The 12,876-nt window shown below is 52.3% G+C and carries 6 protein-coding genes, 1 tRNA gene and 3 rRNA genes; 5 read left to right on the top strand and 5 right to left on the bottom strand.

Annotation, left to right across the window (positions count from 1 at the left end; translation table 11 throughout):
* Positions 1-122: 122 nt before the first annotated feature.
* The 5 genes from trxC (at position 123) to AC3ITF_RS05795 (ending at position 5,844) form a co-directional block, all read left to right on the top strand.
* Positions 123-542 carry a thioredoxin TrxC gene (gene trxC / locus AC3ITF_RS05815; protein WP_045446319.1) on the top strand — a complete coding sequence of 140 codons (420 nt, stop codon included), beginning with the start codon at positions 123-125 and terminating at the stop codon, positions 540-542.
* 69 nt (positions 543-611) lie between these two features.
* Positions 612-1,310: a tRNA-uridine aminocarboxypropyltransferase gene (gene tapT / locus AC3ITF_RS05810; protein ID WP_096756114.1), complete on the top strand. Its 699-nt coding sequence runs from the start codon at positions 612-614 to the stop codon at positions 1,308-1,310.
* Between the two features lie 36 nt (positions 1,311-1,346).
* Positions 1,347-4,007: a bifunctional acetate--CoA ligase family protein/GNAT family N-acetyltransferase gene (locus tag AC3ITF_RS05805; protein ID WP_279271656.1), complete on the top strand. Its 2,661-nt coding sequence runs from the start codon at positions 1,347-1,349 to the stop codon at positions 4,005-4,007.
* A 114-nt stretch (positions 4,008-4,121) separates the two neighbouring features.
* Complete coding sequence (pssA, locus tag AC3ITF_RS05800; RefSeq protein WP_117343486.1) at positions 4,122-5,477, top strand: CDP-diacylglycerol--serine O-phosphatidyltransferase; 1,356 nt, start codon at positions 4,122-4,124, stop codon at positions 5,475-5,477.
* A gap of 31 nt (positions 5,478-5,508) precedes the next feature.
* Positions 5,509-5,844: a YfiM family lipoprotein gene (locus AC3ITF_RS05795; RefSeq protein WP_217438869.1), complete on the top strand. Its 336-nt coding sequence runs from the start codon at positions 5,509-5,511 to the stop codon at positions 5,842-5,844.
* Here the strand turns inward: AC3ITF_RS05795 and AC3ITF_RS05790 are convergent.
* The 5 genes from AC3ITF_RS05790 to AC3ITF_RS05770 form a co-directional block, all read right to left on the bottom strand.
* On the bottom strand, positions 5,841-7,139 hold the full coding sequence (locus tag AC3ITF_RS05790; RefSeq protein WP_115257745.1) for an MFS transporter: 1,299 nt from the start codon (positions 7,137-7,139) through the stop codon (positions 5,841-5,843). The two genes, AC3ITF_RS05795 and AC3ITF_RS05790, sit on opposite strands and share 4 nt — an antisense overlap.
* A 438-nt stretch (positions 7,140-7,577) precedes the next feature.
* A 5S ribosomal RNA gene (gene rrf / locus AC3ITF_RS05785) occupies positions 7,578-7,693 on the bottom strand.
* Positions 7,694-7,787: 94 nt separating this feature from the next.
* A 23S ribosomal RNA gene (locus AC3ITF_RS05780) occupies positions 7,788-10,697 on the bottom strand.
* A 216-nt stretch (positions 10,698-10,913) separates the two neighbouring features.
* A tRNA-Glu gene (locus AC3ITF_RS05775) sits at positions 10,914-10,989 on the bottom strand.
* 85 nt (positions 10,990-11,074) lie between these two features.
* Positions 11,075-12,616, bottom strand: a 16S ribosomal RNA gene (locus AC3ITF_RS05770).
* Together the 16S, 23S and 5S rRNA genes with 1 tRNA gene alongside form the textbook arrangement of a ribosomal RNA operon.
* Positions 12,617-12,876 lie beyond the last annotated feature (260 nt).

Below are 12,876 nucleotides of genomic sequence, written 5' to 3'. Positions count from 1 at the left end.
TATTGTACTCATTGAATAAAACGCATTGCTGTTTAAAACAGTCTCCCCGATAATATGTAACATAACAGAAACATATCGGCGTGATTGCCGCGAAGTCCACTCTACTCATCCAGAGGTTAGTTATGAATACCGTTTGTACCAGCTGCCAGGCTATCAACCGCATCCCCGAAGATCGTGTTCAGGATACGGCCAAATGCGGACGCTGTGGTCACGACCTGTTTGACGGTGAGGTGATCAATGCGACCGGTGCTACGCTGGATAAGCTGTTAAAAGACGATCTTCCGGTGGTGGTCGATTTCTGGGCGCCATGGTGTGGCCCATGCCGTAACTTCGCCCCCATCTTTGAAGATGTCGCTGAAGAGCGTAGCGGTAAAGTGCGTTTTGTTAAAGTGAATACCGAAGCTGAACGCGAACTCAGCGCACGTTTCGGCATCCGCAGCATTCCGACCATTATGATATTCAAGAAAGGTGAAGTCGTCGATATGCTCAATGGCGCAGTGCCTAAAGCCCCGTTTGATAGCTGGCTTAACGAATCATTATAATCTCTACGGGGCACATCTTGTGCCCCGTTTTGTCCTCTGCGACAATAGCATTTTTCAACGTGCTTCCCGATGACCAATAACGCCGTTCTCCAGTTACGTGCCGAGCGCCTTGCGCGCGCCACGCGCCCTTTTCTTGCCCGAGGTAACCGTATTCGCCGCTGCCAGCGCTGCTTACTGCCGCTGAAACTGTGCCTGTGCGAAACGCTGAGACCTGCCCAGGCGAAGAGTCGTTTTTGCCTGGTAATGTTTGACACCGAACCGATGAAACCCAGCAACACCGGGCGTTTGATTGCTGATATTCTGCCGGATACCGCCGCGTTTCAGTGGTCTCGCACCGAGCCGCCGTCAGCGCTGCTTGAACTGGTTAACAATCCGGATTATCAACCGATGGTGGTCTTCCCGGCATCTTATGCCGACGAGGGCCGTGAGGTCATTTTCACGCCACCTACGGGTAAAACACCGTTGTTCATTATGCTTGATGGCACCTGGCCAGAAGCGCGCAAAATGTTCCGTAAAAGTCCGTACCTCGATAACCTGCCGGTTATCTCCGTCGATTTATCACGTCTTTCCGCTTACCGTCTGCGCGAAGCCCATGCCGAGGGGCAGTATTGCACCGCCGAAGTGGCGATTGCCTTACTGGATCTGGCTGGAGACACGCAGGCAGCCGAAGGATTAAGTGAGCACTTCACGCTTTTTAAAACTCGCTACCTGGCAGGAAAAACCCAACATCAGGGAAGCGTCACAGCAGACTCGACAGAAAACGTTTAAAATCATTCGGTCACTGGTGTCATTAAGGAAGCCGATATGAGTCAACGTGGTCTGGAAGCGCTACTGCGACCAAAATCCATTGCGGTGATTGGGGCGTCAATGAAGCCCAATCGTGCGGGTTACCTGATGATGCGTAACTTACTGGCCGGCGGCTTTAATGGACCGGTTTTACCGGTTACGCCGGCCTGGAAAGCGGTGTTGGGCGTGCTGGCCTGGCCCACTATCGCCAGCCTGCCTTTTTCTCCCGATCTCGCCGTGCTGTGTACCAATGCCAGCCGCAACCTGACGCTGCTGGAGGCGCTAGGCGAGAAAGGCTGCAAAACCTGTATTATTTTGTCAGCGCCCAAGGCGCAGCACGCTGAACTGCTGGCCTGCGCATCACGCTACAACATACGTTTGCTCGGCCCCAACAGCCTGGGGCTTCTCGCCCCCTGGCAGGGGCTTAACGCCAGTTTTTCACCGGTACCGATTAAACGCGGCAAGCTGGCATTTATTTCCCAGTCGGCGGCGATTTCCAACACCATTCTGGACTGGGCGCAGCAGCGCGACATGGGGTTTTCCTGGTTTATTGCCCTGGGTGACAGTCTGGACATTGACGTTGATGAGCTGCTTGATTACCTGGCCCGCGACAGTAAAACCAGTGCGATTTTGCTCTACCTCGAACATTTGAGCGATGCCCGCCGTTTTGTCTCGGCGGCACGTAGCGCATCGCGTAACAAACCCATTTTGGTGATTAAAAGCGGTCGCAGCCCTGCGGCTCAGCGCTTGCTGCATACCAGCTCGGGGATGGACCCAGCCTGGGACGCCGCCATTCAGCGTGCCGGTCTGCTGCGCGTGCAGGACACACACGAGCTTTTCTCAGCGGTGGAAACCCTCAGCCACATGCGCCCATTACGTGGCGACAGGCTGATGATCATCAGCAATGGTGCCGCCCCTGCTGCACTGGCTTTAGATGAGCTGTGGTCGCGAAACGGCAAACTGGCCACGCTAAGCGAAGAGACCTGCCAGAAACTACGCGATGCGTTACCAACCCACGTTGATATCGCCAACCCACTGGATTTGCGCGACGATGCCAGCAGTGAGCATTACGTTAAAACGCTGAATATTTTACTCGCCAGCCAGGATTTCGACGCCCTGATGGTCATCCACTCGCCTAGCGCAGCCGCACCTGGCACCGAAAGCGCCCAGGCGCTGATTGAGGCGGTGAAACAACATCCGCGCGGCAAGTTTGTCTCCTTACTCACTAACTGGTGCGGGGAGTTTTCATCCCAGGAAGCCCGCAGGTTGTTTAGTGAAGCGGGATTACCCACCTATCGTACACCGGAAGGCACCATCACCGCGTTTATGCATATGGTTGAATACCGGCGTAACCAGAAGCAGCTGCGTGAAACACCAGTGCTCCCTGACAGCCTGACGGCCAACACCGCCGAGGCACATAATCTGTTACAACAGGCGATTACTGACGGGGCAACATCGCTGGATACGCATGAAGTTCAGCCTATTTTGCACGCCTATGGCTTGCACACACTGCCCACCTGGATTGCCAGCGACAGCGCAGAAGCCGTACACATCGCCGAACAAATTGGTTATCCGGTAGCGCTCAAGCTACGTTCTCCCGATATCCCGCATAAATCGGAAGTTCAAGGGGTTATGCTCTACCTGCGAACGGCAACCGAAGTGCAGCAGGCCGCCAATGCGATTTTTGATCGGGTGAAAATGGCCTGGCCGCAGGCGCGTATCCACGGTTTGCTTGTCCAGAGTATGGCTAACCGCGCGGGGGCTCAGGAACTGCGCGTGGTCGTCGAACACGATCCGGTATTTGGGCCACTCATTATGTTGGGGGAAGGTGGCGTAGAGTGGCGACCGGAAGAGCAAGCCGTGGTGGCATTGCCGCCGCTGAACATGAACCTCGCACGATATCTGGTTATCCAGGGGATCAAAAACAAAAAGATCCGCGCCCGCAGTGCGCTACGTCCTTTAGACGTCGCCGGTTTAAGCCAGCTTTTGGTTCAGGTGTCCAATTTGATCGTCGATTGCCCGGAAATTCAACGTCTGGATATCCACCCATTACTGGCATCCGCCGGTGAATTCACCGCCCTCGATGTTACGCTAGATATTGCCCCCTTCACGGGCGACAACGAAAGCAGACTGGCCGTGCGTCCCTATCCTCATCAGCTTGAAGAGTGGGTCGAAATGAAAAACGGTGAACGCTGCCTGTTCCGCCCTATTCTGCCGGAGGATGAACCCCATCTGCAGCAGTTCATTTCACAAGTGACGAAGGAAGATCTGTATTACCGCTATTTCAGTGAGATCAACGAATTTACCCATGAAGATTTAGCCAATATGACGCAGATCGACTACGATCGGGAAATGGCCTTTGTGGCGGTACGTTGCCGTGATAACACTGAAGAGATCCTCGGCGTGACGCGCGCAATTTCCGATCCCGATAACGTCGATGCCGAATTTGCCGTACTGGTACGATCGGATCTCAAAGGGCTGGGGCTCGGGCGGCGATTGATGGAAAAATTAATTACCTACACCCGAGATCACGGACTGAGACGTCTGAATGGTATTACGATGCCGAACAATCGGGGGATGGTCGCCCTGGCCCGAAAACTCGGGTTTGCTGTAGACGTCCAGCTCGAAGAGGGAATTGTTGGGCTAACGCTTAATCTGGCCCAATATGAGGAATCGTGAGTAAGGTACTGGAAATGTTGACCACTTTAACGGGTACTGGTGTTATCATTGCTCGCTTATGTCGTCTGCATAGCACAGAGGACCCTTCAATGAACAGAGAAGAAATGCACTGTGATGTTGTCAAAATTTAAGCGTAATAAACATCAACAACACCTTGCCCAACTACCGAAGATTTCTCAATCAGTTGATGATGTAGATTTCTTTTATGCTCCCGCTAATTTCAGGGAGACTCTGCTGGAGAAAATAGCCAGCGCGACGCGACGTATTTGCATCATCGCCCTGTATCTGGAACAGGACGACGGTGGCAAAGGCATCCTCGACGCGCTTTATGCGGCTAAGCGGCAGCGTCCTGAGCTTGATATCCGGGTGCTTGTCGACTGGCATCGTGCCCAGCGCGGACGCATTGGCGCAGCAGCGTCTAATACCAACGCTGACTGGTACTGCCGAATGGCGCAAGAAAATCCAGGGATCGATATTCCGGTCTACGGCGTGCCGATCAACACCCGTGAAGCGCTTGGCGTCCTGCATTTCAAAGGCTTTATCATCGATGATAGCGTTCTGTATAGCGGCGCCAGCCTGAACGACGTTTACCTACATCAGCATGATAAATATCGCTACGATCGCTACCAGTTGATTCGCAATGCGCAAATGGCTGACATCATGTTCGACTGGGTCACGCAGAACCTGATGAATGGTCGCGGCGTGAATCGTCTTGATGATATCAATCGCCCTAAAAGCCCGGAAATTAAAAACGACATCCGCCTGTATCGTCAGGAATTACGTGATGCGTCATTCCATTTCCAGGGTAATGCGGATAATGAACAGCTGTCGGTGACGCCTCTGGTTGGGCTCGGAAAATCCAGTCTGCTGAATAAGACCATTTTCCATCTGATGCCCTGCGCAGAGCAGAAACTCACAATCTGTACCCCTTATTTCAACCTGCCAGCGATACTGGTGCGCAATATTATCCAGCTTCTGCGTGAAGGGAAAAAGGTTGAAATTATCGTGGGCGATAAGACCGCTAACGACTTTTTCATCCCGGAAGATGAGCCGTTTAAGATTATCGGCGCGCTGCCCTATCTGTATGAAATAAACCTTCGCCGCTTCCTGAGCCGACTACAGTATTACGTTAATACCGATCAACTGGTCGTACGCTTATGGAAAGATGATGACAATACTTATCATCTGAAAGGCATGTGGGTGGATGATAAATGGATGCTGCTCACCGGCAACAACCTTAACCCTCGCGCCTGGCGCCTGGATCTGGAAAATGCCATTCTGATCCACGATCCTAAGCAGGAACTGACTCTTCAGCGTGAGAAAGAGCTGGAGCTCATCCGCACACATACTACCGTCGTTAAGCACTATCGCGACCTGCAGAGTATTGCCGACTATCCGGTTAAAGTGCGTAAGCTCATCCGTCGACTCCGCCGTATCCGAATCGACAGATTAATCAGCCGTATTCTGTAACCTGAACCCCGTCGCTGACGGGGTTTTTCCTATGGAGACGACGGTGCGCCTGTTTATTCTCGCCAGTATCCTGACACTTTCTGGTTGTAGCCATATGGCGAACGACAACTGGAGTGGGCAAGACAAAGCACAACACTTTATTGCCTCAGCCATGTTGGCCGCCGCCGGTAACGAGTACGCTCAGCATCAGGGAAACAGCGCCGATCGCAGCGCTGCCATCGGTTTCATGTTCTCCATTAGCCTTGGCGCATCAAAAGAACTTTGGGACAGCCGCCCCACAGGAAGCGGCTGGAGTTGGAAAGATTTTGCCTGGGATGTCGCCGGCGCATCTACCGGCTATGCCGTCTGGCAAATGGCCCACCATTAGAGGCGCAGGCCTTTACCTTTGCGGTGCAGCAGTAATGAGACAAAGAATGCAACCACGGCCAGAGCGGTGACGTACCAGAAAAATGTGGTTTCCATACCAACGGACTTCAGCGACAGCGCAACATATTCGGCCGATCCACCAAACAAGGCATTCGCCACTGCATAAGACAATCCTACCCCCAACGCGCGGACCTGCGCCGGAAACATTTCGGCCTTCAGAATGCCACTGATTGAAGTGTAGAAACTGACGATCAACAAGGCACACATGACCAGACCAAATGCCATATACGGGGAGGTCACATTCTGCAACGCCGTCAGGATAGGAACGGTAAACAACGTGGCTAATGCGCCAAAACACAGCATCGAGGTACGGCGGCCAATTTTATCTGACAACGCGCCGAACAGCGGCTGTACCAGCATAAACACGCACAGTGCTGCCGTCATTATACCGCTGGCCACGTTGGCATGCATACCTGCCGTATTCACCAGGTACTTCTGCATGTAGGTGGTGAAGGTATAGAAACACAACGAACCCGCAGCAGTAAATCCGAGCACCATCACGAAGGCCTTGCGGTTACGCCATAGCCCTTTCAGAGAGCCTGCTTCTTTCAGCGCACGCACATCCTGTTTTGAGGTTTCATCTAACTGACGACGTAACCAAAGCGCGACAATCGCCAGTACGGCTCCCAGCGCAAAGGGAATACGCCAGCCCCATGCTCTGAGCGCTGAGTCTTCTAACGTTTGCTGTAATATCACCACAACCAGCAATGCCAAAAGTTGCCCACCAATCAAGGTCACGTATTGGAATGAGGCATAGAACCCTTTCTTACCTTCCACGGCGACTTCACTCATGTAGGTCGCACTGGTGCCATATTCTCCGCCAACAGACAGCCCCTGAAATAATCTGGCAAGCAGCAGCAGCGCAGGTGCCCAAGTGCCAATGGTTTCATACCCCGGCAGACAGGCGATCACCAGCGATCCCATACACATCATGCATACTGACAATAACATGGACTTTTTACGTCCGTGCTTATCGGCTATCCGGCCAAAAATCCATCCGCCAATAGGCCGCATCAGAAACCCTGCGGCGAAAACCCCAGCAGTCTGTAACAGTTGTGTGGTGGTGTTTCCTGAAGGAAAAAAGATATGGGCAAAATAGAGGGAACAGAAAGAGTAGATGTAGAAGTCAAACCATTCGACCAGATTCCCTGATGATGCCCCTACGATTGCCCATATACGACGACGGGTGTCGCTGTCCGTCAGCACCCGATTCTCAGTTACACTGCTATCAGCCATTAGAATTGTACCCCTGCCAAGGATCTTGTGAATTTATCAATGATGTCTAGTGCATTTTTAGTGAATGAGATGTTATATAATTGTTATTTTTTATTATGGGGTATATATCACATTTTTAATTAGCAGGGAAAGGTTTCGGATTTTTACGAGGAGGGAAGGACAGATTTTTGCAGGACGGATAAAGCACTGACGCGGCTATCCACCCGCTTTCACATACAACAGACGCAAAAAAGCCCATCCGTCAGGATGGGCTTCTTCACTTGTTTGATGCCTGGCAGTTTATGGCGGGCGTCCTGCCCGCCACCCTGCGGGCCGTTGCTTCGCAACGTTCAAATCCGCTCCCGGCGGATTTGTCCTACTCAGGAGAGCACTCACCGACAAACAACAGATAAAACAAAAGGCCCAGTCTTTCGACTGAGCCTTTTGTTTCTGTTTGATGCCTGGCAGTTCCCTACTCTCGCATGGGGAGACCCCACACTACCATCGGCGCTACGGCGTTTCACTTCTGAGTTCGGCATGGGGTCAGGTGGGACCACCGCGCTACAGCCGCCAGGCAAATTCTGTTATCAGACCGCTTTTGCGTTCTGATTTTATCTGTATCAAGCTGAATTTGATGTCTTTCTTTCGCCAAAACATCTTTGGCGTTGTAAGGTTAAGCCTCACGGTTCATTAGTATCGGTTAGCTCAATGTATCGCTACACTTACACACCCGACCTATCAACGTCGTAGTCTTCAACGTTCCTTCAGGACTCTCAAGGAGTCAGGGAGAACTCATCTCGGGGCAAGTTTCGTGCTTAGATGCTTTCAGCACTTATCTCTTCCGCATTTAGCTACCGGGCAATGCCATTGGCATGACAACCCGAACACCAGTGATGCGTCCACTCCGGTCCTCTCGTACTAGGAGCAGCCCCCCTCAATTCTCCAGCGCCCACGGCAGATAGGGACCGAACTGTCTCACGACGTTCTAAACCCAGCTCGCGTACCACTTTAAATGGCGAACAGCCATACCCTTGGGACCTACTTCAGCCCCAGGATGTGATGAGCCGACATCGAGGTGCCAAACACCGCCGTCGATATGAACTCTTGGGCGGTATCAGCCTGTTATCCCCGGAGTACCTTTTATCCGTTGAGCGATGGCCCTTCCATTCAGAACCACCGGATCACTAAGACCTGCTTTCGCACCTGCTCGAGCCGTCACTCTCGCAGTCAAGCTAGCTTATGCCTTTGCACTAACCTCCTGATGTCCGACCAGGATTAGCTAACCTTCGTGCTCCTCCGTTACTCTTTAGGAGGAGACCGCCCCAGTCAAACTACCCACCAGACACTGTCCGCAACCCGGATTACGGGTCTACGTTAGAACACCAGCCATTAAAGGGTGGTATTTCAAGGTTGGCTCCATGCAGACTGGCGTCCACACTTCAAAGCCTCCCACCTATCCTACACATCAAGGACCAGTGTTCAGTGTCAAGCTATAGTAAAGGTTCACGGGGTCTTTCCGTCTTGCCGCGGGTACACTGCATCTTCACAGCGAGTTCAATTTCACTGAGTCTCGGGTGGAGACAGCCTGGCCATCATTACGCCATTCGTGCAGGTCGGAACTTACCCGACAAGGAATTTCGCTACCTTAGGACCGTTATAGTTACGGCCGCCGTTTACCGGGGCTTCGATCAAGAGCTTCTCCTTACGGATAACCCCATCAATTAACCTTCCGGCACCGGGCAGGCGTCACACCGTATACGTCCACTTTCGTGTTTGCACAGTGCTGTGTTTTTAATAAACAGTTGCAGCCAGCTGGTATCTTCGACTGATTTCAGCTCCACGAGCAAGTCGCTTCACCTACCATCAGCGTGCCTTCTCCCGAAGTTACGGCACCATTTTGCCTAGTTCCTTCACCCGAGTTCTCTCAAGCGCCTTGGTATTCTCTACCTGACCACCTGTGTCGGTTTGGGGTACGATTTGATGTTACCTGATGCTTAGAGGCTTTTCCTGGAAGCAGGGCATTTGTTACTTCAGCACCGTAGTGCCTCGTCATCACACCTCAGCGTTTAATAAGAGTCCGGATTTACCTAAACTCTCCGCCTACATGCTTAAACCGGGACAACCGTCGCCCGGCTAACATAGCCTTCTCCGTCCCCCCTTCGCAGTAACACCAAGTACAGGAATATTAACCTGTTTCCCATCGACTACGCCTTTCGGCCTCGCCTTAGGGGTCGACTCACCCTGCCCCGATTAACGTTGGACAGGAACCCTTGGTCTTCCGGCGTGCGGGTTTTTCACCCGCATTATCGTTACTTATGTCAGCATTCGCACTTCTGATACCTCCAGCACCCCTCACAGGACACCTTCAACGGCTTACAGAACGCTCCCCTACCCAACAACACATAGTGTCGCTGCCGCAGCTTCGGTGCACAGTTTAGCCCCGTTACATCTTCCGCGCAGGCCGACTCGACCAGTGAGCTATTACGCTTTCTTTAAATGATGGCTGCTTCTAAGCCAACATCCTGGCTGTCTGTGCCTTCCCACATCGTTTCCCACTTAACTGTGACTTTGGGACCTTAGCTGGCGGTCTGGGTTGTTTCCCTCTTCACGACGGACGTTAGCACCCGCCGTGTGTCTCCCGTGATAACATTCTTCGGTATTCGTAGTTTGCATCGGGTTGGTAAGTCGGGATGACCCCCTAGCCGAAACAGTGCTCTACCCCCGAAGATGAATTCACGAGGCGCTACCTAAATAGCTTTCGGGGAGAACCAGCTATCTCCCGGTTTGATTGGCCTTTCACCCCCAGCCACAAGTCATCCGCTAATTTTTCAACATTAGTCGGTTCGGTCCTCCAGTTAGTGTTACCCAACCTTCAACCTGCCCATGGCTAGATCACCGGGTTTCGGGTCTATACCCTGCAACTTAACGCCCAGTTAAGACTCGGTTTCCCTTCGGCTCCCCTATACGGTTAACCTTGCTACAGAATATAAGTCGCTGACCCATTATACAAAAGGTACGCAGTCACCCTGATAAATCAAGGCTCCCACTGCTTGTACGTACACGGTTTCAGGTTCTTTTTCACTCCCCTCGCCGGGGTTCTTTTCGCCTTTCCCTCACGGTACTGGTTCACTATCGGTCAGTCAGGAGTATTTAGCCTTGGAGGATGGTCCCCCCATATTCAGACAGGATACCACGTGTCCCGCCCTACTCTTCGAGTTCACAACACATGCGATTTTGTGTACGGGACTATCACCCTGTACCGTCGGACTTTCCAGACCGTTCCACTACCACACATGCTGATTCAGACTCTGGGCTGCTCCCCGTTCGCTCGCCGCTACTGGGGGAATCTCGGTTGATTTCTTTTCCTCGGGGTACTTAGATGTTTCAGTTCCCCCGGTTCGCTTCATTACGCTATGTATTCACGTAATGATAGTGTGTCGAAACACACTGGGTTTCCCCATTCGGAAATCGCCGGCTATAACGGTTCATATCACCTTACCGACGCTTATCGCAGATTAGCACGTCCTTCATCGCCTCTGACTGCCAGGGCATCCACCGTGTACGCTTAGTCGCTTAACCTCACAACCCGAAGATGTTTCGTAAAACACATCGTGTTGCGAAAATTTGAGAGACTCGAACACACCGCTTATCTGTTCTTATTACGGAGAACAGACACAGTGTGTCGTTTCAATTTTCAGCTTGATCCAGATTTTTAAAGAGCAAATATCTCAAACATGACTCGAAAGTCAGTTTTGAGATACTGAGGCAGGTGACTTTCACTCACGAACCAGCAAGTGGCGTCCCCTAGGGGATTCGAACCCCTGTTACCGCCGTGAAAGGGCGGTGTCCTGGGCCTCTAGACGAAGGGGACACTGAAGTCTCAATCGCAAGACGCCTTGCTATTTACTTTTCATCAGACAATCTGTGTGAGCACTACAAAGAACGTTTCTTTAAGGTAAGGAGGTGATCCAACCGCAGGTTCCCCTACGGTTACCTTGTTACGACTTCACCCCAGTCATGAATCACAAAGTGGTAAGCGCCCTCCCGAAGGTTAAGCTACCTACTTCTTTTGCAACCCACTCCCATGGTGTGACGGGCGGTGTGTACAAGGCCCGGGAACGTATTCACCGTAGCATTCTGATCTACGATTACTAGCGATTCCGACTTCATGGAGTCGAGTTGCAGACTCCAATCCGGACTACGACATACTTTATGAGGTCCGCTTGCTCTCGCGAGGTCGCTTCTCTTTGTATATGCCATTGTAGCACGTGTGTAGCCCTACTCGTAAGGGCCATGATGACTTGACGTCATCCCCACCTTCCTCCAGTTTATCACTGGCAGTCTCCTTTGAGTTCCCGGCCGAACCGCTGGCAACAAAGGATAAGGGTTGCGCTCGTTGCGGGACTTAACCCAACATTTCACAACACGAGCTGACGACAGCCATGCAGCACCTGTCTCACGGTTCCCGAAGGCACTAAAGCATCTCTGCTAAATTCCGTGGATGTCAAGAGTAGGTAAGGTTCTTCGCGTTGCATCGAATTAAACCACATGCTCCACCGCTTGTGCGGGCCCCCGTCAATTCATTTGAGTTTTAACCTTGCGGCCGTACTCCCCAGGCGGTCGACTTAACGCGTTAGCTCCGGAAGCCACTCCTCAAGGGAACAACCTCCAAGTCGACATCGTTTACGGCGTGGACTACCAGGGTATCTAATCCTGTTTGCTCCCCACGCTTTCGCACCTGAGCGTCAGTCTTTGTCCAGGGGGCCGCCTTCGCCACCGGTATTCCTCCAGATCTCTACGCATTTCACCGCTACACCTGGAATTCTACCCCCCTCTACAAGACTCTAGCCTGCCAGTTTCGGATGCAGTTCCCAGGTTGAGCCCGGGGATTTCACATCCGACTTGACAGACCGCCTGCGTGCGCTTTACGCCCAGTAATTCCGATTAACGCTTGCACCCTCCGTATTACCGCGGCTGCTGGCACGGAGTTAGCCGGTGCTTCTTCTGCGAGTAACGTCAATCACTGTGGTTATTAACCACAATGCCTTCCTCCTCGCTGAAAGTACTTTACAACCCGAAGGCCTTCTTCATACACGCGGCATGGCTGCATCAGGCTTGCGCCCATTGTGCAATATTCCCCACTGCTGCCTCCCGTAGGAGTCTGGACCGTGTCTCAGTTCCAGTGTGGCTGGTCATCCTCTCAGACCAGCTAGGGATCGTCGCCTAGGTGAGCCGTTACCCCACCTACTAGCTAATCCCATCTGGGCACATCCGATGGCAAGAGGCCCGAAGGTCCCCCTCTTTGGTCTTGCGACATTATGCGGTATTAGCTACCGTTTCCAGTAGTTATCCCCCTCCATCGGGCAGTTTCCCAGACATTACTCACCCGTCCGCCACTCGTCACCCAAGGAGCAAGCTCCTCTGTGCTACCGTTCGACTTGCATGTGTTAGGCCTGCCGCCAGCGTTCAATCTGAGCCATGATCAAACTCTTCAATTTAAGTTTGATGCTCGTGAATTAAACTTCGTAATGAATTACGTATGTTCACTCAGAGACTTGGTATTCATTTTTCGTCTTGCGACGTTTAAGAATCCGTATCTTCGAGTGCCCACACAGATTGTCTGATAAATTGTTAAAGAGCAGTGCCGCTTCGCTTTTTCTCAGCGGCGCGGGGTGTGCATATTACACCATCCCGCTACGAAGTCAAGCTTTTATTTTGCCTTTCTCCGCAGGGTTCTCAATGGAACCCCGCTGACCCG

It is taken from the genome of Citrobacter sp. KH_055_1 (genome assembly GCF_057838705.1).
The sequence above is the reverse complement of the archived record's forward strand: the minus strand, read 5'-3'. Positions and strand labels throughout refer to the sequence as shown.

Bases quoted from the DNA above. Each gene is read 5' to 3' on its own strand.
- AC3ITF_RS05795 (WP_217438869.1), top strand. From the start codon at position 5,509: ATGGAGACGACGGTGCGCCTGTTTATTCTCGCCAGTATCCTGACACTT.
- AC3ITF_RS05790 (WP_115257745.1), bottom strand. From the start codon at position 7,139: ATGGCTGATAGCAGTGTAACTGAGAATCGGGTGCTGACGGACAGCGAC.
- tapT (WP_096756114.1), top strand. From the start codon at position 612: ATGACCAATAACGCCGTTCTCCAGTTACGTGCCGAGCGCCTTGCGCGC.
- pssA (WP_117343486.1), top strand. From the start codon at position 4,122: ATGTTGTCAAAATTTAAGCGTAATAAACATCAACAACACCTTGCCCAA.
- AC3ITF_RS05805 (WP_279271656.1), top strand. From the start codon at position 1,347: ATGAGTCAACGTGGTCTGGAAGCGCTACTGCGACCAAAATCCATTGCG.
- trxC (WP_045446319.1), top strand. From the start codon at position 123: ATGAATACCGTTTGTACCAGCTGCCAGGCTATCAACCGCATCCCCGAA.